Genomic DNA, 24,940 nt, shown 5'->3' with positions numbered 1-24,940 from the left:
TGGGTTTTTTGTAGGCTAAGGTTAAGTAAATTATTTGTTATCAAACTCTGGATAGGCTTCCATGCCACATTCAGACTTGTCTAAACCTTCGTACTCTTGCTCTTCAGTGACGCGTACGCCCATGATCGCTTTGATTACAAACCAGGTTAGTAAGCTAGCAAGGAATACCCAGCTGAAGATAACCACGATACCGATTAACTGAGACACAATGCTCGCATCGCCATTGCTGAATACGACCGCGATAAGACCCCAGATACCTACCACACCGTGTACTGAAATCGCACCAACTGGGTCGTCGATTTTGAATTTCTTATCCAAGGCTAGGATAGCGAAGACTACAATCGCACCACCAATGAAACCAACAATCGCTGCACCTAGTGGTGATGGTTCTAAAGGTTCAGCCGTAATAGATACCAGGCCTGCTAACGCACCGTTTAAGATCATGGTTAAGTCAACTTTACCGAATAGGATCTTAGAAACCACCATGGCGCCGATCACACCTGCTGCTGCAGCTAAGTTCGTGTTTACGAATACCGCGGCTACAGCGTTTGCATCTTCAACAGTGGTGATTTGTAACTGTGAGCCACCGTTAAAGCCGAACCAACCCAACCATAGGATAAAGGTACCCAGTGCGGCTAGTGGCATGTTTGCACCTGGAATCGCGCGGACTTCACCGTTAGGGCCATATTTACCTTTACGTGCGCCAAGAACCAATACACCTGCTAGAGCAGCAGCGGCACCGGCCATGTGAACAATACCAGAACCTGCGAAGTCAGAGAAACCTAACTCGTCAAGGAAACCTTCACCCCAAGTCCAGTAACCTTGTACTGGGTAGATGACTGCAGTCAATACCACTGCGAACGCGAAGAAAGACATCAGCTTCATACGTTCTGCAACCGCACCAGACACGATTGACATCGCTGTGGCAACGAATACCACTTGGAAGAAGAAGTCAGCTAGGTTTGAATAGTAAGCTTCACCGGCTACAACTTCTTCAAGCGTGTTGTCACCACCTAATAAAAAGCTTAGGCTTGGGATGATGCTGTTAACACCTTCACCGTACATAATGTTGTAACCAACAATCATATACATTAATGATGCGATGGAGAAAAGACCAATGTTTTTGGCCAGGATTTCAGTCGTGTTTTTGCTACGCACTAGACCGGCTTCTAGCATAGTAAAGCCTGCCGCCATCCACATAACCAATGCACCGGCCATGAGGAAGTAAAAGGTATCGAGTGCATAACTGACTTCGATGACTTGTTGTTCCATAATAAAATTCCTTCTGCTAATTTAGTATTGGGCGTTACAGCGCAACATCGCCAGACTCTTCGGTACGAATCCGAACAGCTTGCTCAATTGGCATTACAAAGATTTTGCCATCCCCAATTTTCCCAGTTCGGGCGGCATTGCCGATTGCCTCGATAGCGCTGTCAACTTTGTCATCAGCCACCCCAATTTCTAGGCGAACCTTTGGTAAAAATTCAATCGCGTATTCAGCGCCACGATAAATTTCAGTGTGACCCTTTTGGCGACCAAAACCTTTGGCCTCTGTTACAGTCATCCCGTGAACATCGATGTCATGAAGTGCTTCACGCACATCATCGAGTTTGAAGGGTTTGATAATTGCCACTATAAGTTTCATACTTAGTAACCTCTAAAAAACATTTCTAACGCGGTCTCTAGTTGTTTTTGATCAAAACCGGTTAAAAATGGAGTTAAAAAAAAGATCTCGTTGCAAATAAAGCTTATGATGTGCCTGATTATAAAAAATACAATTAAAACATTGGTTTAGTTTAATATTTTAGGTTTTTAAAATGTTTTTATGGGTTAGGAGGGGTAAATATTAATATTTTGGTGCATACTTCATTAAATTTGGTGCAATTTGGTTCTGGGTTGGTATCAGGGAGCTTATAATGGCAATGCTCGAAATTGCTATAAAGAAGCAATTGTTTAAATATTGGCGCCCGGCGAAACCGGCCCAACTCGTTTATACTGGTATCAGAAATCGGCTTAATAAGGAGTTCGCATGTCGCTATTGCCTGATTGTTCTTATCCTGAGGCGCTCACAAATCCTCACCTTCTCCAGCCCTGGAGTGAATACTTAACCCGCGAACTGGCGCGTGTGCCCAGCTTAGCTGAGCGCGATTATCAGCAGGCCTGGCAACCGGGGCAGGTTAAAGACTATTGTTTGGAACGGTTGTCGCAAGTTGCAACGGATGCTGAGCTAGTCAAGGTGTTGCGCGAATTGCGCCGAGAAATTATGGTCAGTATTGCGGTTCGTGATTTAGCCGGGGCAGCTAGCCTAACCGAAAGCTTGCGTAGCTTGTCCGAACTGGCCGACGGGCTGGTTGGCGGTGCATTGGCTTATTGGGAGCCGGTTTTTGAGCAAAAATTTGGCCAGCCAATGGGACGCGATTCGGGCATGCCACAAAAAATGGTCATTATTGGCATGGGCAAGCTGGGCGGGCATGAGCTTAATTTTTCATCTGACATCGATTTGATTTTTGTTTTTCCCGAAGCCGGCAGTACCAATGGCACGCGACAAATCTCTAATGACCAGTTTTTTAGCAAGCTCGGTCAAGCCTTAAACAAATCGCTGACTGAAATGACCGAAGATGGCATTGTGTATCGAGTCGATATGCGGTTGCGACCCTTTGGTGATGCGGGTCCGCTAGCTATAAGTTTTGCTGGCATGGAACATTATTATGAAGCGCATGGTCGCGCTTGGGAGCGCTATGCCTTGGTTAAGGCGCGAGCGATTGCCGGTCCTGAAGACACTGCTGAAGAGTTGTTTGATATCTTGCGCCCGTTTGTGTATCGCCGCTATGTGGATTACACCGCGATGGATTCGTTGCGTGATTTAAAACGCATGATTATGGCCGAAGTACGCAAAAAAGGCATGGAATCGAATGTTAAGCTCGGTCGCGGCGGTATACGCGAAATCGAGTTTATCGTGCAGGCGTTTCAATTGGTACATGGCGGGCGTGATCTACATTTACAAGGCCGCCAGTTGCTGCCTACTTTGCAGTATTTAGCGGCTCAAGACTATATTGCCCCACAGGATGCCGATGATTTAGCGAAGGCTTATACCTTTTTGCGCTTTACTGAAAACCGTCTGCAGGCCTGGAATGATCAACAAACCCATGATTTACCCGAATCACCGCATCAGCAGTTGATGCTCGCGCAAGCAATGGGCTTTGTGGATTATGCTGCCTTTTTAGACGTGTTGAATGGGCACCGTAACCTAGTACAGCAGCATTTTGATGACGTGTTTGCCGATGAAGCGGATGTATGCGATTTGACTGATGCACTAGCACAGGCTTGGAAGGGGCCTTTGGAAGATGATGCGTTGATTATCCTAACGCAGTTTGGCTTCAGGCACCCTGGCGATATTTTGAATTTATTACGCCAGTTTAAAAAGACTCGCGCCTTGAGTCACATGAGTGGCGAAGCGACCACCCGCTTAGAGCAAGTGATGCCGTTGATATTAAAAGCGCTATCCGAGCGCGAACAGCAAGAAGTGGCGTTGCAACGGGTATTAGCGGTAATAGAGGCGGTGGTGCGCCGCAGTGTGTATTTGGTGTTGCTTAAAGAAAATCCACAGGCACTTGCCCATTTATTAATTTTGTGCGAGGTGAGTCCGTGGTTAACTGAAATGTTGGTGAAATATCCGGCATTGATGGATCAGTTGTTGGATTTACGTAGTTTGTATCGTCCGCTAACCCTTGATGAATTACTCATGGAAGCAACCGAGCTGCATCGACTTTATAGTGATGACGAAGAAGCGTTTATGTTGCAACTACGTCATTGGCGACATGCTCAGGTTTTTAAAGTAGCAGCAGCGGATGTGACCGGTCAGTTACCGGTGATGAAGGTGAGTGATTATTTAACTTGGATTGCGCAGGCTATTCTTCAGGTAAGTCATGATTATGCTTGGCAACATTTAACCGCTAAGCATGGCTTGCCAGCAGGGTGCGAGGCGTCGCCGTTGATGATAATTGGCTATGGCAAACTCGGCGGTATCGAGTTGGGTTATGGTTCAGATTTAGATATCGTGTTTTTGTATCATGGTATTGAAGCAACGGGGCGTACCAATGGTGCGCGTTCATTGGAGCACGGGCCGTTTATGACCCGTTTGTGTCAGAAAATTATTTCTGTGCTTACAACCATGATGCCAGCAGGGCAGTTATATGAGGTTGATACTCGGTTGCGCCCTAACGGTGCCAGCGGCATGATGGTGTCGAGTTTAGATAGCTTTGCCCAGTATCAACGCGATAAAGCCTGGAATTGGGAGCATCAAGCATTAATACGTGCACGCGCGCTGGTTGGGCAGACCCAAAACTGTGCGGCCTTTGAACGCTTTCGGCAAACGTTTTTAACCCAGGCGCGTGAAAGTCAATTGGTGCGCGACGAGGTGGTGGCGATGCGCAAAAAAATGCGTGAAGCCTTGGATAAATCCGATGCACATTGGTTGGACTTAAAGCATGGCGTGGGGGCGATTGTTGATATTGAGTTTATGGTGCAGTATTGGGTGTTGGCTTATGCATCACGCTACCCGAGTTTGGTTGAGTACTCGGATAATATGCGTATTTTAGATGCACTTAAGACTGTAGACCTTCTTCCAGATACGCAGGTGCAAGCCTTGCAGGATCACTATCGTCGTTACCGAAGTGCTTACCATCGCTTGGCGCTGCAAAAGGACGGCAGTATGGTGGAGCGCAAGCCTTATCAGCAGGCCTGCGACGAAGTCAGCGCTATTTGGCAAAGGGTGATGGAGGCTTAGTGGCTTGAAGACGCAAGCCTGCTATTTTTCTTCCAAGATGAGTTGAGTACGTAGCTCACCGCGAAACCAATAGTCGATACTCAATGAGTCTTCTGTTTGTTCAAGATATACACCCGTCTGTTGCGGTGGGCTCATGCTGGTCGCAACGAGTGGTAAGTTTGGCCAACTCACCGAGAGTTTGACATGAAGTGGATAGAATCCATCTAAAAATCGGCGCATAAATGGCCCTCGCTCAATCACATAGTCGTGGTCGCGCTGAATTAGCGCTTGGGTGTCAGCCTCAACGCAAATACTGGCGCCAGGTTGGATACCGTTTAGCTGTACACTGGGGCCTTCCACCCATGCCATTTCAATGCCATGATCTGATAGGATTTCAATGTTTGCAGTGTTATCTGGGTTGTACACTATTTGAAGGCTTTGAACAGGGTCTAGGTTGTAGTGACACTGTGTTAGCTTACCCCAGCCGTCTGTTAATGCTGTGCTTGCTAACGCTATGTGGTTGGTCATGTAATAATCTTCGTCAAGATTAAAAGGCTCGCTAAAACGGACATTGCGTTGAGTCGCATCAAGGGCTTTTACCAGCTCATCTAAACCACTGTCATCTAATAACCAAGCACGTTCAGCTGCGGTTAAGTCGCTGTAATCGTCTTCAGGCGGTGGATTGGTGAGTGCTTGATCGAGCGCGGCATAAAAGGCAGTTGGCTGCTCTTCCCAAGGAAAGTGATTGCATTGCTCAAGCAGTTGGTAAGACAGCTTGGGGAACCAGGCCTGGTAGCCGGTTAGCGCGCCTGGCATTAAAATATCTTCTCGACAACCAATCCATTCAATCGCTCGGCGTTTGGCAATGTCGGTCATCTGGGCTAGGTCGAGCGGTTGTTGGCGATAGGACTGCCATACCGCGTGATTAACGGCTAGTTCAAAGTCATGGTGGTCGAACAGCTGGGCATAAGTAAGCCCTTGCTCGAGGTGATAAAAGTATGTGGGCAGAACTTGGGTAAGCTGTCGCTCCACAATAGCTTGTTCACTTAAACTGGCAGGCGCATAATTTTCAAAAGGATCATCAGGTTCGGCGGCTAAATTCCATTTGCGTTGTTTAGCATCAATTTGTTGGGTCAGGTTGTCAAGTGCGCTGAGTTCAGGGTCGACTGGATTCAGCAAAATTAATCGTTGCACACGCGTGGGATTCTGCTGAGCATAAAGCTGTGCCATTAGGGCGCCCCAAGAATGGCCAATCAAAATAAACTGGCCTGGGTTTTCATGGCGACGTAAATGCTCAAGATCCTCTAGCCATTGTTCGAGTAACGCATCCGGTTTATCATCATGATGCTTGTTGCTGCCAATACCACGCATATCCATCAATAACACGCGAAAATCCTGGCTGAGATATTCTTGGATTGGTGTCAGGTTCCAGCTGCTAAAGCCTGGGCCGCCACCCAGTAATAAAATGGTGTGGTGGCCATCGCCAAGTGCTTGATACTGTAAAGGTCTGTCGTCTGTCTCAAAAAATAATGCTTCGCTGATAAAGCCGCGTTCGGGTTCGGCTTGTTGCAGCAGGCCTGCTGACAGGGTATTGGCCATCGAGGGTGCGCTCATCAAGCCCAAGCTTAACCCCAAAAAGCCTGCCAAACCTGTTAAAACTGCGCGAGCGTGCGACATAGCAAACAACCTTTAACCATAATGAACAATAGTTATAGTGTCGTATAAGTCTGGCGATTTATTGTGCAAGTTTTTCGATATTAGGCAAGAGTAGGTGCGGCGATAGCAAAACGCCCATCGCTGCGGCGTTGTTGGTTTTGGGGTGCAAGAGATATTGGATTAAGATTTTGTATCCTGCTTATTGATATACGCCACCAAGTCATCCAGCGGCACTTTTAATTTCAAAGCCACGTCCTTAACAGAAAGCCCAAAATCTTTAATCATGGTGTGTGCGGCTTCCAGCTTAGCTTGTTGCATCCCTTCCTGCATCCCTTTTTGTATGCCTTTTTGTATGCCTCTTTCAAGATACAATTGCTCCAACGAATTGATGTATTGCATATCCTTCTCCTGTTCGATTTCATCGACATTTTGTTCAAATTCTATCACAAGTTCTTTAGGCAGCGTAATCATCCAATCGATCAGGTTGAAGAGGATGAGAATTTGTTGCTTGTCATAACCGCGCTCATAAAGCTGGCGAATCAAGGTCACTTTTGCTACAAGGCGTTGCATGGGGTCTTTAAGTAATTTGGCATCAATCTGCGCCAGAATAATCAAGCCAAATACATTGTCGTCATTCAGCAAGGCTTGGCGCTGAGGTAAAAAATCCAGCAACTTGATTATCGGGTAGGTAAATGTGATTTCACAGCCAAACATAGCAAATTGGTAACGGTTTTCTCGGTAGTCTTTGCGGGTATCGGTTAGGATCGCTAAACTGATTACATCTTTTTTGTAACGCTGGCGAATGCGGCTGTTGTAGTCGAACATCCTTTTTGCAAAGCCATCTTCCGGTTCACCCTGCACTTCGATATGAATCAGTAACCATTTTTCTTCACCGTTGGTGAGTTTGACCTTGACCAGTTTATCGGCATAGGTGCGACCGCGTTCGGCTTTAGCGAGAATCTTTTGTAGTTCTTTGTCTAAAAACACAATTGGCTGAGTCCAATCTATCGCCCGGTGAATGTCAGCACATAACATCGCGATTGCTTCTTTAAAATATAGCTCTAGCGCCTCTTTCCAAGGGCTGTCGTGGTCTTGATTATTTTGGATTGCCATCTATGAGCCCCGTTATTATTAGTAAGTATTTTAACGTGATTTAAGTAGGTTTGGCAAATCGTGGTGAGTTTGCCTATATGAATTCCCACTACATTTCGCTGAGGCTATCTTTGTTATCAGTCAATGTTTGGCGGTTGAATGCGCAAAGGCGAACACGATTTCGCCGACGATTTTTCGCTTTTCCAGCGGCAGGTTCATAAAGCTTACAACCGCACCAGGCCTGGTAGTTATTATTCCGGCGCGGAAACAAGATGCCGCTCAATATCCATCTGTTGGTGTAGGGTGCGGATAATCGTAATAGATGTAGTCGTAGGTTTAAAAAAGATAACATGCGAACCGGCTTGTATTTTGCGGTAACCTGTTCGAACAAAATCGATATGCTGTGAAGCGTTATAATTGGATTTTAAACTTTCAATGGTTTGCCAAATGTTGCGAATGTACGTTTCAGCTTGCGCAGTACCCCATTGTTGGCAGGTATAGTTCCAAATATCGCTTAAATCGTCATGTGCTTTAGGCTTAAGTTCAATCCTCATTGCGCGGTTTGTTTTTGTTATGGATAAACGCCTCTAAATCAAACACGCGCGCTTCACCGGATTTTTCACCCTCGATTAACGCTTGGCGTAACGCCGCCATTTTTTGATGATCTTGCCGAATCAGGTCACGAACATAATCTGATGCATTGGCATAAAGACCTGACTGAACCGACTCTTCAACCCAGTTTTTCATTTGATCCGGTAACGAAATATTCATGGTCGCCATCATTTTCTCCAATAATATTCAACATTTTACATTATGGCAATCTTTGTCATAAGTCAAGATTTGGCGGTTGAATGCGCAAAGGCGAACACGATTTCGCCGACGATTTTGCGCTTATCCGGCGGCAGGCTCATAAAACTTTCCACCACCTGGCGTTCTTGCGGGGTCATATTCGCATCCCAGCGTTTGCGCTGTTGTTGCACCGAACCGGACAACTTCTCCCCAAAGCGCAACCAATGCGGATCGACATTCAGCCATTCGGCTAGGACTTGGAGGCGGTCTTGGGTGGGAACAGCTTCGCCATGTAACCAGCGACGTGCTGCTTGGAAGGAAATAGAGTTACCCCAATAGCGCTGATTAAACTCGCGTTCAATTACGATTGGTCTGAGTTCATAGCCATTATTGAGCATAGCTTCTTTAAGGCGTTCACTAAACATTTGGGCTTCATTCATGTAACAGAAAGTTAAATGAAAACGCCATACTTAATTAACTAGTGGTTAACTTAATTAAACTAACTAGTTAATTTTTGTTAAACTTCAGGTTTTTTTAAGAACTAAGTAGTATGAAGCATTTACCTGCGCAGTTTGTAACTCAATCTTTCATTTTGAGTTCGGTTTTTATAGGGCTTATTTATCTCTACGCTAGCCAGCTAGGTTTGACATCTTCCGTATCCAGTAGTTTTGAAGTGGTTTCAAAAATCGCAATACCAGTGATAGTGTCAGCGTTTATTTTTGCCATTTGGTTGTTAACAAAAAGCCCATGGTTGGTTTACGGATTATTTTTTAGCATATCGTTCACCTCTTTATTTGGCTTTACAGAAACACTTACCGGGTCTCATGCGACGTCAACAAATTTGATTTTTTATGGCTTGGCTTTTTATACGGCCTATTTTGCTTATCACATTCAACGTAACAATCTAACTGGCAATAACATATTGATTGGCGCTAACCCTCTTTTATTGGTTACAGGCCCAATCAGCACTTTCTTTAAGTCACACGCACATAAGCAGTTTAGAAAGCGGCTGGCTTACTACTTGCCATTTATTGTGATTGGTATTTTCTTATTTAAGGTGATTGCAACGCCTTTAACTGAATTCTTTAGCATGATCGAGCTTACCGATCTGGCAAGTGCGTTAACTTTCGCTGTGATATTTGAATTGTTTGTTTATGCAAACTTTGCTGGACTGTCGCTTATGATCTATGGGCTGTTTGGTATCGCTGGGGTGAAGATACCATTGAATTTCAGACAGCCATTTTCTGCACGCAATCTGATTGATTTTTGGAAAGGCTGGCATGTCAGCTTATCGATTGTATTAAAAGCGGTGTTTTATGAACCCGTTAAACGTAAGTTGAACTTTTCGCGATTTAGCACTCAGCTAGCAATTTTAGTCGTTTTCCTTGCATCCGCTTTTTGGCATGGCGTCACGTTTAACTTTTTGATTTGGGGATTGTTGCATGGCTTGCTTTTTGTCTTAACTCTTTATTTGTTAAAACGAAAAAAGGTGCTATTCATGGTGCCGGTTTTGTTGGTCATGGGTGTGGTTATTGGCCGAATGGTATTTGCTGATTCAGATACTGCCCGGCTAATCGAAAAACTGATGTTTTCTTGGGATGCAAATACAGAGGTATTAACGCACATGTTAAGTGTTCCAAAGGCGGCTTTGATTGCATTGTTTTTGGGGTTGATGCTGATGTTTGTTGAGTTTGCTTTTTTGCGTAATCGTCATGTCGCAAAGCGCAACTATAAGTTTCTTAGAGTGCCGTTTTCTCAAATGGTAATGATAGGGCTGTTTGTACTATTAGTGTCTACAAGTGTGGGGTTGGATTATGCCGTTTATGGCCAGCGTTAATAAGCTTTCGCTTTATATTGGGATCCCTATCATAATCGTAATTTATGTTGCATATTTGTTTTATGTAAATTTAGGAAGTGATAATGCTTCACAGCAACGAATAATTGATCAACATTATGAAAATCTAATAAATACTACTCCTCAAGCTCTTGTTCTTGGGGGATCTAATGCAATTTTTGGTCTGTCAGCTCAAATGTTAAGCAAAGAAACAGGTCTACATTTTCTGAATTTTTCATTAAGGAGTGAAGGATTTAATAATCAAAATTATAGGGAATACATTTCAAGTTTGAATTCTTTAGATGCAGACTCTGTAGAGGTGGTTGTTTATTCCTCTATCCAGTTCTCAAGAGAACTGGATAGAGATTTGGTAAGAAGTAATTTTAATATTTTCGGTGAGAGCGCTGATGTTCAATTAATACCAAATAAAACCTTTTCACGTTTTATGATCGAATCTGTAAAGTCTGTTATTGAGCATAGAAAATTGGTTTTTGATGAGCCTGAGTTTTATATGATCAATAATTATGGTGATCTTATTCATTCGTCTGTTAATTGTGATTACAGTCGAGCAGGTAGACGCTTTGAAAGCCTTTCAGTTGAGTTTCAAGTTGAAAAGGTGAAGGATCAGGTCGAGTTTTTGAAGTTAACGTTTCCTAAAGCACAAATTTTATTTGTCTTTCCAGCTGAGCATTATCTCGACCAGGGGGCAATGATTGAAAATTTTTCACTCGTCATTTCTAAGTTACCGAGTTATCAAAATGTAGCCTTCATTGTTGATAAAACAGAACTGTCAGCGTCAGAGATTTGCGATACAGAGCATCATCCAAATGAAATAGGGAGGCTTAAAAGAACAGCATCTATTTTAAAAGAGCTGCAGGCCTTGCATTGATATTTGGTGCCGATTTTTGAGCAGGTGTTCCGCGATCAATTAGCCAAAGACTAACCCGGGCCTAATTCCCGCCAAAACCCATTTGCTCACCACCAGGCCTGGTGGGTTGACAGATTTAGGGCTTAGTGTATTATGTGTAATACATGTATTGCATAGGAGGCATGTTATGTTAACCGTCAGATTAGATACTGAAATGGAAAACTTTCTTAATGCTTTGGCTGAGCAAACCCAGCGTCCTAAAAGTTTTTTTGTGAAAAATGCATTAGAAAACTATAAAGAAGATATGCAGGATTGGTTGGAGGCACAGACTCGTAGCAATTCGCAAGATCGAAACCTGATAAGCATCGAAGAACTGGAAAAAGCGCTTGGGCACTGAACAAAACTATCAGTTGGTTTTTGATGACAAGGTGATTAAAGACCTGAAAAAAATTGATCAGGCCTGGCAGCGTAAAATTCTAGAGGCGCTTAAAACCAAGTTAGTGGTGAATCCTTTTATAGGCAAAAAACTCGTCGGTGACTTGTCGCCCTATTATCGTTTTCGTGTGGGTAACTATCGCGTGATTTATGAAGTCATTGAGCAGCGTGTTGTGATTAATGTCGTCAAAATTCGTCATCGCAAAGAGGTTTATTCTAAAAGTTAATGCCCCTAATTCCCGCCAAAACCCGATTTGCTCGCCACCAGGCCTGGTGGATTTATTATGTTGAACTTGTTTGTGTATCACAATTTGTATACAATTATTCTCATTGATAACAGGAGCTTTTGCCATGAGTACAAAGGTTTTACATATTCGTTTGGATGAAGCGATTAAAAATGAGGCGTCAGATACCTTAGCTTCTATGGGGTTGTCCTTATCGGAGGCGGTGCGTGTTTTTTTAACTCAAGTCGTAGCGCAAAAACAAATTCCGTTTGAAATTAAAGCACCGAATGCCCTTACTCTAGCGACGATGGCGGAGGCAGATAGTATAGTGAAAACTAAACGCAGTCGTTTTGAATCTGCAGATGAATTAATGAATGCGCTTGAACAGCAAAGCTAAATCCAAACAGGCCTCACTTCCTCGGCAGGCCGACTTTACAAGGCAGTTCTTAAAAGATTGGGAGCGTCTTGTCCACTCTGGTCGTTATGATATGTCCAAGCTCAAAGGCGTAATGCTGAGTTTAATTGCTAACGATGCGCCGCTTGATCCAATCTTTCGCGATCACGAATTGGTCGGGAACTGGAAAGGGTTTCGTGAGTGTCATATTGGGGGTGATTTTTTACTGATTTAAAAACTTGATAAAACGCTAAAAGTGCAAACCCTTATCTTTACTCGCGTTGGCACTCACGCCGAGCTTTTTGATTAAACCGCACTTTCAGACCTCAACCGCTTGCTCACCACCAGGCCTGGTGGATTGTTGTTTGGGTTTGGGTTTGGCGTTTTAAGTGCGTCAGCCGTTTTTTAATTCAGTGGGTTCAACAGGTTTTCAAATGGATGGTGGGATTTCCAGCGATAGGTGTGAAAGTCGCGCGCATCGGTGGTTAAAATTCTACCGTGTCCTAAATGATCCGCCAGCATGACCAGCGACGCATCGGCTAAATCCATGGGTAAGTCGGCATATTTTTTCATCGCTTGGATAATGCGTTTTGGATGGTGTATTTGGTCTAAATGATAAAGCTGAAACGCGCCTTGGGCATAGCTGTTCATAAACCCAATAACTGCCTGTTGCCCGGAACGCTTTAAAAGAAGATGGCAGGTTTCGGTTAGAACTGGGTAGGTGGTGATTAATCGCTCGTTAAGTTGTTTTAGTTTTTGCTGAGCCAGTGCGTGATACTGGTCGTTTGGGCTAAATAAGGCGACCCAAAATCCGGTATCGGCGATAATCATAGCTTGTCGCTCCAATCCAATTCCGCTTTGTAGTTCGCTGAAAAATCGGCATCGGCAGATAGGGCATTGAGCAAACCATTTTGCGCAAAAATCTGTAACGCACGTTCACCTTCCGTCGTGGCAGCTGTGGTTTCCGATTCAAATAATCGCTCCAATGCCAATTTGACCACATCGGTTTTGGTTCGGTGGGTTTGGTTGGCAAATTGCACTAATTGTTGTTCGAGGTCGTTAGGTAGGCGCAAACTAATCATGTTTTTATTCCTCATCTAGCTGTATGACGCTATTGTATTACATGGGTTTGCAATAAACAACCTGCATCAATTCTTCTTGGCGCGTTATATTAAAACGCCGAGTGGCTCACAGTTTAGTTAGTCTTTGTTCATGGCCGCTTGCAAGCGTAGTTTGAGGTGGTGAATGTGGCTGGGATCAGCCAGCGATAAGGCTTTTTCCGACAAGATGCCTTCAATCAATGGCCAATCATTTTCAACAAACGCATCGAGCCCTTGGCCACTGTCTTCCAAATACTCTGCAGCTTGTTCGATATCACGTTGCAGGATGTCTTGCACTTCATGCAGTTCATGCTCGGTGAGTACCGCTAATTCAGAACCCAATTCTTTAGCATTTTGCTGCAGATGGTCCAGCTGTTCACCTAGCCAATGCAAGCTAGTCTCTTCTGCCGATTTCATATTGATTAAAAGCTGGTCTGTTAAGCGGTTATAAGCCGCTTGTAATTTATCTGATAGTGACATCACTGTCTCCTTAGGGTTGAGATTGTTTTGTTATAATGGCGCCAATATTTTAATCATACCGCAAAGAATTTAGGAATGGGAATCATGAGTGCACCCGCAAGCGATAATGCGCAAACTTATCAACCACAAACATTAGAGGCCGCTATTCAGCAGGTTTGGCAAGAGCAAAAAGTGTTTGAAGTCACCGAAGACCCAAGCAAGGAAAAATATTATTGCTTGTCAATGTTTCCTTATCCGAGCGGGCGTTTGCACATGGGGCATGTGCGCAACTATACCATTGGCGATGTGATCTCGCGTTATCAGCGCATGTTGGGCAAAAACGTCTTGCAGCCAATGGGCTTTGATGCGTTTGGTTTGCCGGCGGAAAATGCTGCGATGCAAAACAAGGTCGCACCAGCGGCTTGGACGTATGACAATATGGATTACATGCGTAACCAGTTGCAGCAGTTGGGCTTGGGTTACGACTGGTCACGCGAAGTGGCGACCTGTTCACCGGATTATTACCGTTGGGAACAATGGTTGTTTACCAAGCTCTATGAAAAAGGCTTGGTATATCGCAAGCTGTCAGTGGTGAATTGGGATCCGGTTGATCAAACCGTATTAGCCAACGAGCAGGTGATTGACGGCAAGGGTTGGCGTTCCGGTGCGCCGGTTGAGCGTAAAGAAATCGCGCAGTGGTTTTTAAAAATCACCGATTATGCCGATGAGTTGTTGCAAGATTTAGATCAGTTGGAAGGTTGGCCGGAGCAGGTCAAAACCATGCAACGCAACTGGATTGGCAAATCAACCGGGATGGAAATCGAGTTCCCGCTTGAAGGTCAAAATGAAACCTTAAAAGTCTATACCACGCGCCCGGATACCCTGATGGGCGTGTCTTATGTGGCGGTGGCGGCCGATCATCCTTTGGCCAAACAAGCCTCGGTGATGAATGAACCTTTGGCGCAATTTATTGAGGAATGTTCGCATATCTCGACCGCCGAAGCTGACATGGAAACCATGGAAAAAAAAGGCGTTGATACCGGTTTGCGTGTTCGCCACCCGATCAGCAATGAAATCGTGCCGGTTTGGGCAGCGAACTTTGTGCTGATGGGGTACGGCACCGGTGCGGTGATGGCGGTGCCTGCGCATGACCAGCGCGACTATGAATTTGCGCAAAAATACAGTCTGCCGATTACGCCGGTGATTCGCCCACAGGATGCGGAGTCGGTCGATGTGTCCGAACAGGCCTATACCGAACGCGGTGTGTTATTTAATTCCGGCGCACTGGATGGCTTGGACTTTAATGGTGCGATGGACAAACTCGCTGAGTTATTGGGTGCAACAGGTTTGGGGCGCAAGCAAACCAATTTCCGTTTGCGTGACTGGGGAATTTCGCGCCAGCGTTATTGGGGTTGCCCGATTCCAATGATTTATTGTGCTGAGTGCGGCCCGGTGCCGGTGCCTGAACAAGACTTGCCGGTGCGCTTGCCGGAAGATGTGGTGCCGGATGGCGCGGGTTCGCCTTTGGCTAAATTGCACTCGTTCCAAAACTGTACCTGCCCGAAATGCGGTGGAGCGGCCAAGCGCGAAGCCGACACTTTTGATACCTTCTTTGAATCCTCGTGGTATTACGCGCGTTATGCCTGTGCCGATAATGGTCAGGCGATGCTGGATGAACGCGCCAACTATTGGTTGCCGGTGGATCAATATATCGGCGGGATTGAACACGCGATTTTGCATTTATTGTACGCGCGTTTCTTCCACAAGCTGATGCGTGATGTCGGGTTGGTCAATTCGGATGAACCGTTTAAAAACCTGCTGACCCAAGGCATGGTATTGATGAACGGTGCCAAGATGTCGAAATCAAAAGGCAATACCGTTGACCCGCAAGGCTTGATTGAAAAATACGGTGCCGACACGGTGCGTTTGTTTATTATGTTTGCCGCGCCGCCGGAGCAGAGTTTGGAATGGTCGGATTCGGGGGTTGAGGGTGCACACCGTTTCCTAAACCGTGTCTGGCGTTTGGTGCATCAGCATGTTGAACAATCACCAGGCCTGGTGGCCTGCCAGTCGAATGACGGACTAAACAAAGAGCAAAAAGCCTTACGTTTGAAGTTGCATGAAACCCTGCAAAAAGTATCGGATGATATCGGTCGCCGTTTGCAGTTTAACACTGCGATTGCGGCTTGTATGGAGCTGTTGAACGCCTTGGCGAAGTTTGAAGACGACAGCGAGCAAGGGCGCGCCCTGATGCAAGAAGCCTTAGAGTTATTAGTCTTGATGCTCTCGCCGATGGTGCCGCATATAACTCAGGTTTTATGGCAGCAACTCGGCAAACCAGGCCTGGTGCTGGATGTCAGCTGGCCGAAAGTCGACGACAGTGCCTTAGTGCAGGATGAAATTGAACTGATGGTGCAGGTCAATGGCAAATTGCGCGGCAAAATTGCCGTGGCGAAGGATGCCCCAAAAGATGCGATTTTAGCCGCCGCCAAAGCCGAAGAATCGGTAGTCAAGTTTATTGACGGCAAAGAACTGGTGAAAGAAATTTTGGTGCCGGGGCGTTTGGTCAATTTCGTGGTAAAAGGTTAGACTGCGATGATCTTGTCACGTCGAGCATGGTTAGCAGGCCTGGTCACCGGTTCGGTTGCTGCTTTGTCCGGGTGTGGTTTTCGATTGCGTGGCACCGGTGGTTTTGGTGGGCAGCTTAATTTGTCAGCCATTTATATTACGGGCAACAGTCCAGCGGGTTTGTTAGCCGCGCTCAATCAACAGCTTGATGCCGCAGGGGTTGAGCGAGTGAGCAGTTTGGCGCAAGCCCCTTATCACTTGGAATTAGGCCGTTATGAAACACGAACCAGTACCAGCTCGCGCAATCAAGCGGGTGAGGTCATTGGTGAGTTGATCCGCATGACCCAAGCAATTCGTTTGCATGATGTCGCTAATGAGCAATTATTACTAGACACCCAAGTGATGGTGATGCGTGATGTGCAAGTGGATCCTGCCGCCAGTTTAGCGGCGGAGCGTGAACGGCGTGAGTTACAAGAACCCATGTGGCAAGAGTTGGCGCGTAACATTTTAGATCGTGTTAGTCGCCAACTCCCATCAGAGCCGGCGCGCTAATGCTATTGGCGCCGGCCTTCCTTAAACAACTTCATCAAGGCTATTGGCGCTATCCGTCGATTATGCTGGTGTATGGCGAGGAGCCGTTGTATGTGCGGCGGGTCACCGATGCGTTGCGCCAGTATTTTAAAGCCCAGGGTTTTTTGCAACGCGACCGTTATGATGTCGATGCGCAATTTGACTGGCAAGGCTTGGCGATGGAAACCCAAACCGGGTCGTTATTTGCGGATCAACGCTTAATAGAGCTGGCCCTGTCAAGTGGCAATCCGGGCACGCCAGGCAGTCAATTTGTGTTGAACTGGTGTAAGCAACCGCCGCAAGATTGCGTATTGGTTATCTATTGTGAACGTTTAGAAAGTCGTCAAGTTAAGGCCAAATGGGCACAAGCCATTGAATCAGCAGGCCTGGTGGTGCAAGCCAAACCACTGGCGCAGCAGGAGTTGGTGCGTTGGTGTCAGCAAGAAGCCATCTCTCATCAGTTGCAATTAACCCCCGATGCGGCCGCTTTATTAGCCGAGCGGGTAGAGGGTAATATGCTCGCTGCCGAGCAAGAATTGATTAAGTTGAGCTTGCGTTATCCAGCTAGTGCCGGAGAGGGACGTGTTAAGCAGTTTACCGATGCCGATATTGCCGCGCAGGTGGTCGATCAGGCGCACTATCAGTTATTTGCTTTGAGCAGTCTGTTATTAAATGGTGAGGCAAAGCAGGCGTTACATGTCTTGCACCGTTTGCAACAAGAGGGCACGGAAGCGCCTATCGTGTTGTGGTTGTTTACTAAAGAGTTACGCACGCTGATTGAACTGGCACAGGCAAGCAATGTTAATTTAGCGATGAAAGAACAGCGGATTTGGGCCAGCAAGCAAGCCGAATATCGTCAAGCCTTATCGCGGCATCCCCTCAAAATTTGGCATCGACTGTTGTTAGATGCCTATCAAATAGATCGCCAAGTCAAAGGGCTACAACTGGGTGACCCTTGGTTGGGTCTGGCCGATTTAGCGATGAAAATCGCGCGTTAGGGTTTGAACCACCGAGAAATAACGGGTCATTGCGAGGCCGAAGGCCGTGGCAATCTAATCTCCTAAGGGCCAAGTTTGACACCTTGCTGGAACTGCTGTTGGTATTTTTCATAGGGAATCAGCACCGCGACTTTTTCATGATTGCGGCCAAACTCAACAATGTATTCCTCACCTTTTGTTTTAACTTCAGCCAAAATGCTAGTTAAGTTGGCTTTAAATTCAGCGACGTGTAATGAGTGCATTTTGCGTGTCCTTAGTAAATCATATTGGTTTACCATAACTTTTGTTGACAACTTGTCAAGATGGCCGTGTTGTTGAGCAGGCCTGATCAAACAGACATTCGATAGGTCGATTTAATGCTTGTGCGAGAAGTGCAACTTCAATATCTGTGATGCGGCGCACTTTCGATTCTATTTTAGCCAGCGTACCTCGTGAAATATCCTAGCCAATTAAATTGCAGCGTGCGGCAAATTGATATTGGGTTAACCCTTGCTCCTCCCTAAGTTTACGAATTGTGTTGCCAATTAAATTCATGTCTTGCTCCGTTATCGGAGCTTGATTTGCTAATGAAAAAAGCCTATATTTGCACCGCTATCGGAGCAAAAGGTTTTTTGCTTTGATTTAATTGCAAATCTAATCAAGGAATGAAGAATGAAAAAAACATTAATTGCTGCTTTAACTACAGTTTTTGTGTCTGGTAACGCACTAGCTGCATCACCTTTTGATGGTTTATATGGTGGTTTATCAGTTGATAGCCTTAATACTACAAGTGAAACAACTGGAACGATTGTTGAAGTTTTCGGAGGAGAAGACTCTTCATAATCGTTAAAGCTCAAACAAAAATCTGATGGTGGAACACCTGTCGGTTTGTTAGTAGGTTATGGTCAAACTTTTGATCGTTTTTATTTTGGTGGCGAGTTCAACTATCGAAACTCTCTTGGTGATACAAAAAGAAGCAGAGATATAGCTGATGAAGGTCGCTTTACTGCGGAAACTCAACTTGGTCAGTCATTATCTTTATCGTTGATGCCTGGTTACCTAGCGATGGATAACCTATTGGTTTATGCAAGATTTAGCTATGGTTTAACAGAGGCTGAAACTAAGTTTGGTTTCCGTGAGCAGGATGGCCTTTTTAATCAAAAATTTGAGTATAGTGGTAATGTTACAACAATAGGGTTTGGCATTGGCGCAGAATATGCGTTAACAAACAATATTTCAGTTCGTGGGGAGTGGATGAGTTTAAGCAGCTCAAACTTTGATACCACAGGCATACTTTTCGATGATGGTACAGACCGTTTTGGAATAAAAGCAAAAACTGATAATATCTCTACATCTGGTGTAGAGTTAAGTTTGCTATACCGTTTCTAAGCAACAGGCATTCTTCGGAAAGTTTTGGAATGCTGTCGAAGCCCTATCAAAAATAGGGCTTTTTAATTCTGTCTAAAAACCCTTGTCCTGTTTTTAACCTATTGAGGTGGATAATATTCTGCGCATAAAACCCATCAATTAGCGCGCACAAATCTAATCTTGCTCATCAGACATTTTAAATCAGGTTTTAAACTCAACCTATGCATTGTCTGCCAAGCTAGCACTGCATGCCTCAACTTTTGCTCTTACTTCAGCCAAAATGTGTGTTAGGTTAGTAATGTTTTTATCGCTTCGATTTTTTGAACTAGCAAATGTATTGAGTTTGCTATACTGGTCTTATAGCTTTATCCTAAGAATGAACATGACACTGAAAAAACTCCCCATTGGTATTCAAACCTTTAGCGAAATTCGTGAAGATAATTACGTTTATATCGATAAGACGGGGTTGGCGTATGAGTTGCTCCAAAGCTACAAGTATGTGTTTTTAAGCCGCCCGCGTCGTTTTGGTAAATCGCTGTTTTTGGATACACTGCGTAATATTTTTGAAGGCAATAAACACTTCTTTGCAGGCCTGGCGATTGAGAATCAATGGGATTGGGATGTTCGTTATCCGGTGATTCGGGTGAGCTTTGCTTCCGGTAAAATTGAGAGTCGTGAACAACTGGATCACAGGCTATTGCGTATTCTGAAACAAAACCAACAAGAACTGGATATTGACTGTGAAGAACCCGACAGTGTCGCCGGTTGTTTTGAAGAACTCATCCGCAAAGCCCACGCCAAATACAACCAAAAAGTCGTGATACTGGTTGATGAATACGACAAGCCGATACTCGACAACATTACCAACACCGAAATCGCAAAAGAAATCCGCGACGGCCTGGTCAACTTCTACAGCGTGATCAAAGGCAGTGACGAGTTTTTACGCTTTGCGTTTTTAACCGGGGTCAGCAAGTTTACTAAAACCTCGATATTTAGTGGCTTAAACAATATCACCGACATCTCACTCGATGAGGAATTTGGGGATATCTGTGGTTACAGCCAGCATGACATCGACACAACTTTTATACCGTATCTAGAAGGCGTTGATAGGGAAAAGCTCAAGGAATGGTACAACGGCTACAACTTCCTTGGTAGCAAAATGTATAACCCATTCGACATTCTAAAATTCATCGCCAAAAACCACAAATACGCGAATTACTGGTTTGAAAGCGGCACACCGACTTTTTTAATCGAACTGATTAAAAAACAACACTATTTCCTGCCCAGTCTGACCAACTTACGCGTCGATGAAAAACTGCTCAACAGTTTTGATATTGATAACTTGGACTTAGAAGTGATCCTTTATCAAAGCGGGTATCTCACCATTGATCGAGTGCAAACGCTGGGCGTAAAAACCTACTATTACCTTAAACTGCCCAATCTTGAAGTTAAAGCGTCACTCACGGACTCTATCTTAAAGCTGTTCAACAACAGCCCAAGCAACCAAGCGGATATTCAAGTTAATATCCACATGGCGCTGCTCGAAAATAATATGGACAGTTTCAAACAAGCGCTTAGCAGCATGTTTGCGAGCATTCCCTACAACAACTACACCCACAACGTCATTCAAAACTATGAAGGCTTTTACGCCAGCGTCGTCTATGTGTATTTGCAAAGCCTTGGATTAAGCATTATTGGTGAAGACGTCACCAACCAGGGCCGAATTGACCTGACGATTCTGATGGATCAGGCGATTTATATCATGGAGTTCAAAGTCGATCACCCGAATAAACCCAGCGCCAACGCCTTGCAACAAATCAAAGACAAACGCTATGCCGATAAATACTTGGACGCGCAAAAACCCATCTACCTAATCGGCATCCACTTTAACGCCGAGCAAAAGAACATCGCCCAGTTTGAATGGGAACAACTGAGCCTTAACTCTTAAAACCCTCGGAAAGCAGATGTTTGGCAAGCTTTATTAATAAGGCTAAAATGACGAGATGGGTAACTTAGTCAGATAAACAAATGCAGATAAAAAAGCAGATTAAACATAAAAGAGATGGCGATGAATATTAAAGACTATATGCAAAATTTAGGGCAGGCGGCGCGTGCGGCGTCTCGGGTGTTGGTGACAGCGACCACCGAACAAAAAAATTATGCCTTATTGGCGATGGCGGCGCAGTTGCAAGCGCAAGCCGAATTTTTGAAAACGGAAAACGCCAAGGATTTAGCAGCAGGCAAAGCCAATGGTTTGGATGCGGCGATGCTGGATCGTTTGGCGATTACCGATCAAGGCGTGGTGCAGATGGCAGAAGGGCTGCGTCAAATAGCAGGCCTGGTCGATCCGATTGGTGAAATCACCGATTTGCGTTATCGTCCGTCCGGCATTCAAGTCGGCAAAATGCGGGTGCCGCTGGGTGTAGTGGGGATTATTTATGAATCGCGCCCGAATGTGACCATTGATGCGGCGGCGCTGTGTTTAAAATCCGGCAATGCTGCGATTTTGCGTGGTGGTTCGGAAGCGGCGCACTCAAACCGTGCCTTGGCGGCCTGTATTCAGGCCGGATTAGAGCAAGCAGGCCTGCCAAAAGCCTCGGTGCAAGTGGTTGAAACCACCGACCGTGAAGCGGTAGGTGAGTTGATTGCGATGCCCAAATATGTCGATGTCATTATCCCGCGTGGCGGCAAGGGGCTGATTGCCCGAATTAGCGAACATGCGCGTGTGCCGGTGATTAAACATTTGGATGGCATTTGCCATGTGTATATTGATGATGATGCCGATAAAGACAAGGCGATTAAGGTGGCGTTGAATGCCAAAACACACCGTTATGGCGTGTGTAATGCAATGGAAACCCTATTGGTCGCCGAATCACGGGCGGCTGACGTTTTGCCTGAGTTAGCCAAACTCTATCAAGAAAAAGGCGTCGAATTGCGTGGTTGTGAAAAAACCTGTGCCTTGATTGAGGCCAAGCGGGCGACTGAGGACGATTGGCAAACCGAATATTTGGCACCAGTGTTGTCGATTCGCATGGTAGCGGATATGCCGATGGCGATTGAGCACATTGCTCAATACAGTTCGGCGCACACGGAATCGATTATTACCGAAAACTATACCAAGGCGCGTCAGTTTATGGCGCAGGTCGATTCGAGTTCGGTGATGGTCAATGCCTCAACCCGTTTTGCCGATGGTTTTGAATATGGCTTGGGTGCGGAAATTGGTATTAGTACGGATAAATTCCATGCGCGTGGTCCGGTCGGGCTAGAGGGACTGACGTCACAGAAGTATATCGTGCTGGGTGATGGCCATATCCGCCAATAAGCTTTAGGTTTTTTTGTAACCTAAGCTTTTTCGTAAAGTCTCTGCTGCTTGGCTGATCTGTCGAAATCGTTCACTGTCACCGCCCTTGTCGGGGTGGTGAATTTGGCTTAATCGGCGATAGTGTCGATTAACCTGTTCAAGTGTTATGGTCTCTTCTGTAATTTCAAGCCAGCCTTTCGCTTGTTGGATCTGTGTTGTGTCCGGCGACTGAGCGAGACTGCGCCAAAAACTGTCCAGCAGTTCAATCACATCGTCCGTTTGTGTTTGCCGATAGTGTTCAATATCCAAATAATAACGCCGCAACGGGTCATCCTGTTGTGGGTGGTCTGATTGCGTGTCGTGGCTATGCGGCTTGTGATGGGGCGGTTGCGGCTGAAATTGAATCTTTAAACAATCAATAAGCAGCCAACCGTGACCTTGTTGATACCAGGCCTGCTGTTGTCGATAGAGCAGGTGAAACAGTAAAAAATGCGCCTGAAATAGCGCCAGCGGTTCCAGGCTTGGCTGAAAGGCTTCATAACCCTGTTCAGCGAGTGCTTTAAGCAGTTGGTGTTCAGCAATGCCGTCAGGGTGTTGTTGCAGTAGATTCAACAGGTCATCAAGCAACTGAGGGTCAAATTGGTCAGTTTGCATGGGTTGCTTCCCAATCCAGCAGTTGTTGTTTTTTGGCTAAACCCCAGGCATAACCACCGAGCTCGCCGTTGCTGCGAATGACACGATGGCAAGGAATAAACCAAGCAATCGGATTGGCGGCGATTGCATTCGCCACTGCGCGTACGGCTTGCGGTCGCCCTAGCTGGTTAGCAAGCTGTTGGTAGCTGCGAGTTTGGCCGAGCGGAATCTGTTGCAAGGCTTGCCATACACTAAGTTGGAAATCAGTGCCTTTGGGTGCCAAAGTTCCCGGCAGCACACCGGTATTTATTGCGTCTAACCAGGCCTGGTGGGCCTTGAGCTGTGGCCAATCATCCGTATCTATAAACGGGCTGAAACCGACTCTGACCAGTTGATGGCCTTGGGTTGCCAGAAATATTTGGCCGAGCGAGCTGGGCGCGCTACTGATTATCCAGTTGTGTGTCATCAAATCTGCTCATGAACGATAGGCTGAATTATAATAGGGTTTGATTAGGTTGAACAGGAGAGTAAGGGTGACGACAAACCGGATAATCCTTCAATGGATTTTAGCGCTTACCGCAGCAAGTGGTTTGCTTTTAGCGACATCGATACAGGCACAGCCACCAGTCAAGGTTGATCCATCCAAAAATGTTTATATCCCTCACGCTGAAGATCGTGTCGCTACCTTGCGCGTTGGTGCGGTGTATAACCAGCAAGATATTCAAATACGTTATGAATTTATCACCGACAACCCAAGTTGGTATCACCAGTATTGGATTTATGAAGGCGGTGAGTGGGTCAGATATGGCAGTGGTGCTTTGGGTCCCGATCAGCACGGTCTTTATGAAGATCGAATTTCTATGATGCTTGACGATGGCTCCGTAGATGGTTTTGATCGTTATGGCGGTTATATGACGGTGCATGATGGTGTGCGTACCTTGAGTAGTGCCGCGAGTCGTGATGAGGTGCGAGCGCATCCAGTTTTAGGCCGCGAGATGGGGCGCTCGGATATTCGTAAGTATTTGCCGTCCACTCGTGATGCGCAAGGGGATGAATTATCTTGGCATAAGCTCAAGGATTCGGCAGAATTGGACGCGATGCGTCAGCGCGGCGAATTTTTAGATTTGTGGCAATGGCGTGCGCATCGCAGTCATCCAGTGGGCTATGCCGATAATAATTATGTGTTGCATTATCGCCTCAATAGTGAAGGCAGAGGGGCTTTTACTACCAATTGGGATGCCGATAATCAACAGCCTGCTTGGATGTATAACCCTGAGATAACAGGTATCACGCATTTAGAGCGCGAGCGTTTGTTGGCTAGGGAGTATAGTCAGCAAGATTGGTATTATCTATCGGAAGCGATTGCCAAGCCGTTTGACCCAGACCATGAATGGCAGGAAGGGGATGTGTTACCACAGCGATTTTTGCGTGAACCGTCCGGCAGTCGCGGAGCTATTCGTGCGTCAGGGGGTTATCAAGAGGGCGCTTGGCGCATTCAATTAACGCGTTCTTTAGATAGTCCGAATGTATTGGACAGTAAAACACTGCGCCACGGTGAAAGCTATAATGTCGCGTTTGCGGTGCACACCAATGCATCGGGCGCGCGTTGGCACTTGGTATCCTTGCCACAAACCTTGGGGTTAGGTATAGAGCAGGCCGATATTGTGGCACAGAAGGTGGACGGTGATCTGAATGCAGCAGAGGTGGTTTGGACTGAGTTGAAAGTTTTTTATCCCGGACAAACCACTTGGAAGTGGTTACATAGTGACGGCCATCCGGGAAAAACGGCGGTAGAAAGTGGTGCCATTGGCGTTAGACATATTCATTCAGCCGACGATATGATTGATTTGTCTGTTGAAGTAGAAAAACAGCGAATTGCCACACCAAATTGATCGAATAATGAGGGA

27 protein-coding genes and 1 pseudogene are annotated in these 24,940 nt (G+C 45.8%); 15 read left to right on the top strand and 13 right to left on the bottom strand.

Annotation, left to right across the window (positions count from 1 at the left end; translation table 11 throughout):
• Positions 1–30: 30 nt before the first annotated feature.
• Positions 31–1,272, bottom strand: a complete 1,242-nt coding sequence (locus BM293_RS05755; protein ID WP_093447488.1) for an ammonium transporter — start codon at positions 1,270–1,272, stop codon at positions 31–33.
• A 34-nt stretch (positions 1,273–1,306) separates the two neighbouring features.
• Positions 1,307–1,645, bottom strand: coding sequence for a P-II family nitrogen regulator (locus BM293_RS05750; protein WP_093447486.1), 339 nt, complete (start codon positions 1,643–1,645; stop codon positions 1,307–1,309).
• 384 nt (positions 1,646–2,029) lie between these two features.
• Here BM293_RS05750 and glnE point away from each other — a divergent pair, with 384 nt between their 5' ends.
• Positions 2,030–4,786, top strand: a complete 2,757-nt coding sequence (gene glnE, locus BM293_RS05745; protein ID WP_093447485.1) for a bifunctional [glutamate--ammonia ligase]-adenylyl-L-tyrosine phosphorylase/[glutamate--ammonia-ligase] adenylyltransferase — start codon at positions 2,030–2,032, stop codon at positions 4,784–4,786.
• A 21-nt stretch (positions 4,787–4,807) separates the two neighbouring features.
• Here glnE and BM293_RS05740 read toward each other — a convergent pair whose 3' ends face one another.
• From BM293_RS05740 to BM293_RS05720, 5 genes are all read right to left on the bottom strand, one after another.
• The gene (locus BM293_RS05740) at positions 4,808–6,442 is read right to left on the bottom strand and encodes an alpha/beta fold hydrolase (RefSeq protein ID WP_093447483.1); all 1,635 of its coding nucleotides are present in this window, start codon (positions 6,440–6,442) and stop codon (positions 4,808–4,810) included.
• Between the two features lie 159 nt (positions 6,443–6,601).
• Complete coding sequence (locus BM293_RS05735) at positions 6,602–7,534, bottom strand: Rpn family recombination-promoting nuclease/putative transposase (protein WP_093447482.1); 933 nt, start codon at positions 7,532–7,534, stop codon at positions 6,602–6,604.
• A gap of 230 nt (positions 7,535–7,764) precedes the next feature.
• Positions 7,765–8,067 carry a type II toxin-antitoxin system RelE/ParE family toxin gene (locus BM293_RS05730; RefSeq protein ID WP_093447480.1) on the bottom strand — a complete coding sequence of 101 codons (303 nt, stop codon included), beginning with the start codon at positions 8,065–8,067 and terminating at the stop codon, positions 7,765–7,767.
• Positions 8,057–8,284 carry a type II toxin-antitoxin system ParD family antitoxin gene (locus tag BM293_RS05725; protein WP_234968914.1) on the bottom strand — a complete coding sequence of 76 codons (228 nt, stop codon included), beginning with the start codon at positions 8,282–8,284 and terminating at the stop codon, positions 8,057–8,059. Before BM293_RS05725 ends, BM293_RS05730 begins: the two co-directional genes overlap by 11 nt.
• A gap of 62 nt (positions 8,285–8,346) precedes the next feature.
• Positions 8,347–8,742, bottom strand: coding sequence for a transcriptional regulator (locus BM293_RS05720; protein WP_093447477.1), 396 nt, complete (start codon positions 8,740–8,742; stop codon positions 8,347–8,349).
• Positions 8,743–9,158: 416 nt separating this feature from the next.
• Here BM293_RS05720 and BM293_RS05715 point away from each other — a divergent pair, with 416 nt between their 5' ends.
• The 6 genes from BM293_RS05715 to BM293_RS05690 all read left to right on the top strand — a co-directional run bounded on the left by BM293_RS05715 (position 9,159) and on the right by BM293_RS05690 (position 12,292).
• Entirely contained in the window at positions 9,159–10,139 is a 981-nt protein-coding gene (locus BM293_RS05715) for an MBOAT family O-acyltransferase (protein ID WP_159428464.1), read from the top strand.
• On the top strand, positions 10,126–11,025 hold the full coding sequence (locus BM293_RS05710) for a hypothetical protein (protein ID WP_093447474.1): 900 nt from the start codon (positions 10,126–10,128) through the stop codon (positions 11,023–11,025). Before BM293_RS05715 ends, BM293_RS05710 begins: the two co-directional genes overlap by 14 nt.
• A gap of 166 nt (positions 11,026–11,191) precedes the next feature.
• A complete protein-coding gene (locus BM293_RS05705; protein WP_093447473.1) occupies positions 11,192–11,401 on the top strand; it encodes a type II toxin-antitoxin system RelB family antitoxin in 210 nt (69 codons plus the stop codon).
• Positions 11,391–11,666: a type II toxin-antitoxin system RelE family toxin gene (locus BM293_RS05700; protein ID WP_093447471.1), complete on the top strand. Its 276-nt coding sequence runs from the start codon at positions 11,391–11,393 to the stop codon at positions 11,664–11,666. Before BM293_RS05705 ends, BM293_RS05700 begins: the two co-directional genes overlap by 11 nt.
• Before the next feature lie 124 nt (positions 11,667–11,790).
• Positions 11,791–12,060, top strand: coding sequence for a type II toxin-antitoxin system RelB/DinJ family antitoxin (locus BM293_RS05695; RefSeq protein ID WP_093447470.1), 270 nt, complete (start codon positions 11,791–11,793; stop codon positions 12,058–12,060).
• Positions 12,044–12,292, top strand: coding sequence for a type II toxin-antitoxin system YafQ family toxin (locus tag BM293_RS05690; protein WP_234968913.1), 249 nt, complete (start codon positions 12,044–12,046; stop codon positions 12,290–12,292). Before BM293_RS05695 ends, BM293_RS05690 begins: the two co-directional genes overlap by 17 nt.
• 170 nt (positions 12,293–12,462) lie before the next feature.
• Here BM293_RS05690 and BM293_RS05685 read toward each other — a convergent pair whose 3' ends face one another.
• The 3 genes from BM293_RS05685 to BM293_RS05675 all read right to left on the bottom strand — a co-directional run bounded on the left by BM293_RS05685 (position 12,463) and on the right by BM293_RS05675 (position 13,637).
• Positions 12,463–12,888 (bottom strand): type II toxin-antitoxin system VapC family toxin, encoded by a 426-nt coding sequence (locus BM293_RS05685; RefSeq protein WP_093447468.1) that lies wholly within the window; start codon positions 12,886–12,888, stop codon positions 12,463–12,465.
• The gene (locus BM293_RS05680) at positions 12,885–13,139 is read right to left on the bottom strand and encodes a ribbon-helix-helix domain-containing protein (protein ID WP_093447467.1); all 255 of its coding nucleotides are present in this window, start codon (positions 13,137–13,139) and stop codon (positions 12,885–12,887) included. The genes BM293_RS05685 and BM293_RS05680 overlap by 4 nt, the downstream gene beginning before the upstream one ends.
• A gap of 117 nt (positions 13,140–13,256) precedes the next feature.
• Complete coding sequence (locus BM293_RS05675; protein WP_093447465.1) at positions 13,257–13,637, bottom strand: zinc ribbon-containing protein; 381 nt, start codon at positions 13,635–13,637, stop codon at positions 13,257–13,259.
• A gap of 75 nt (positions 13,638–13,712) precedes the next feature.
• On the opposite strand from BM293_RS05675, the gene leuS reads away from it, so the two are divergent.
• From leuS to holA, 3 genes are read left to right on the top strand one after another with little or no spacing between them, the layout of a single operon-like run.
• The gene (gene leuS / locus BM293_RS05670) at positions 13,713–16,205 is read left to right on the top strand and encodes a leucine--tRNA ligase (RefSeq protein ID WP_369793718.1); all 2,493 of its coding nucleotides are present in this window, start codon (positions 13,713–13,715) and stop codon (positions 16,203–16,205) included.
• 6 nt (positions 16,206–16,211) lie between these two features.
• Positions 16,212–16,736 carry an LPS-assembly lipoprotein LptE gene (lptE, locus tag BM293_RS05665; RefSeq protein ID WP_093447462.1) on the top strand — a complete coding sequence of 175 codons (525 nt, stop codon included), beginning with the start codon at positions 16,212–16,214 and terminating at the stop codon, positions 16,734–16,736.
• Entirely contained in the window at positions 16,736–17,752 is a 1,017-nt protein-coding gene (gene holA / locus BM293_RS05660) for a DNA polymerase III subunit delta (protein WP_093447461.1), read from the top strand. The genes lptE and holA overlap by 1 nt, the downstream gene beginning before the upstream one ends.
• Positions 17,753–17,814: 62 nt before the next feature.
• Here the strand turns inward: holA and BM293_RS05655 are convergent, their stop codons facing one another.
• Positions 17,815–17,994 (bottom strand): type II toxin-antitoxin system Phd/YefM family antitoxin, encoded by a 180-nt coding sequence (locus BM293_RS05655; protein ID WP_159428463.1) that lies wholly within the window; start codon positions 17,992–17,994, stop codon positions 17,815–17,817.
• 409 nt (positions 17,995–18,403) lie between these two features.
• Here BM293_RS05655 and BM293_RS10245 point away from each other — a divergent pair, with 409 nt between their 5' ends.
• The 4 genes and pseudogenes from BM293_RS10245 (at position 18,404) to BM293_RS05635 (ending at position 22,421) form a co-directional block, all read left to right on the top strand.
• Entirely contained in the window at positions 18,404–18,574 is a 171-nt protein-coding gene (locus BM293_RS10245; RefSeq protein WP_159428462.1) for a hypothetical protein, read from the top strand.
• 30 nt (positions 18,575–18,604) lie between these two features.
• Positions 18,605–19,120 (top strand): annotated as a pseudogene (locus tag BM293_RS05645) (outer membrane protein); the annotation flags it as partial.
• Positions 19,121–19,481: 361 nt separating this feature from the next.
• The gene (locus tag BM293_RS05640) at positions 19,482–21,047 is read left to right on the top strand and encodes an ATP-binding protein (protein ID WP_093447885.1); all 1,566 of its coding nucleotides are present in this window, start codon (positions 19,482–19,484) and stop codon (positions 21,045–21,047) included.
• Between the two features lie 120 nt (positions 21,048–21,167).
• On the top strand, positions 21,168–22,421 hold the full coding sequence (locus tag BM293_RS05635; RefSeq protein WP_093447456.1) for a glutamate-5-semialdehyde dehydrogenase: 1,254 nt from the start codon (positions 21,168–21,170) through the stop codon (positions 22,419–22,421).
• 3 nt (positions 22,422–22,424) lie between these two features.
• On the opposite strand, the gene BM293_RS05630 is transcribed toward BM293_RS05635, so the two are convergent.
• Together BM293_RS05630 and BM293_RS05625 are read right to left on the bottom strand one after the other, a co-directional pair.
• A complete protein-coding gene (locus BM293_RS05630) occupies positions 22,425–23,054 on the bottom strand; it encodes a DNA-J related domain-containing protein (protein WP_093447455.1) in 630 nt (209 codons plus the stop codon).
• Positions 23,044–23,499: a methylated-DNA--[protein]-cysteine S-methyltransferase gene (locus BM293_RS05625; RefSeq protein ID WP_093447453.1), complete on the bottom strand. Its 456-nt coding sequence runs from the start codon at positions 23,497–23,499 to the stop codon at positions 23,044–23,046. Before BM293_RS05625 ends, BM293_RS05630 begins: the two co-directional genes overlap by 11 nt.
• 67 nt (positions 23,500–23,566) lie before the next feature.
• On the opposite strand from BM293_RS05625, the gene BM293_RS05620 reads away from it, so the two are divergent.
• Entirely contained in the window at positions 23,567–24,925 is a 1,359-nt protein-coding gene (locus BM293_RS05620) for an ethylbenzene dehydrogenase-related protein (protein ID WP_200770599.1), read from the top strand.
• The last annotated feature ends 15 nt before the right edge of the window (positions 24,926–24,940 follow it).

The sequence above is a fragment of the Thiomicrospira sp. ALE5 genome (genome assembly GCF_900112445.1).
Lineage (GTDB): Bacteria > Pseudomonadota > Gammaproteobacteria > Thiomicrospirales > Thiomicrospiraceae > Thiomicrospira.
Note: the sequence above shows the minus strand (reverse complement) of the source record. Positions and strands in the feature narration are given on the sequence as shown.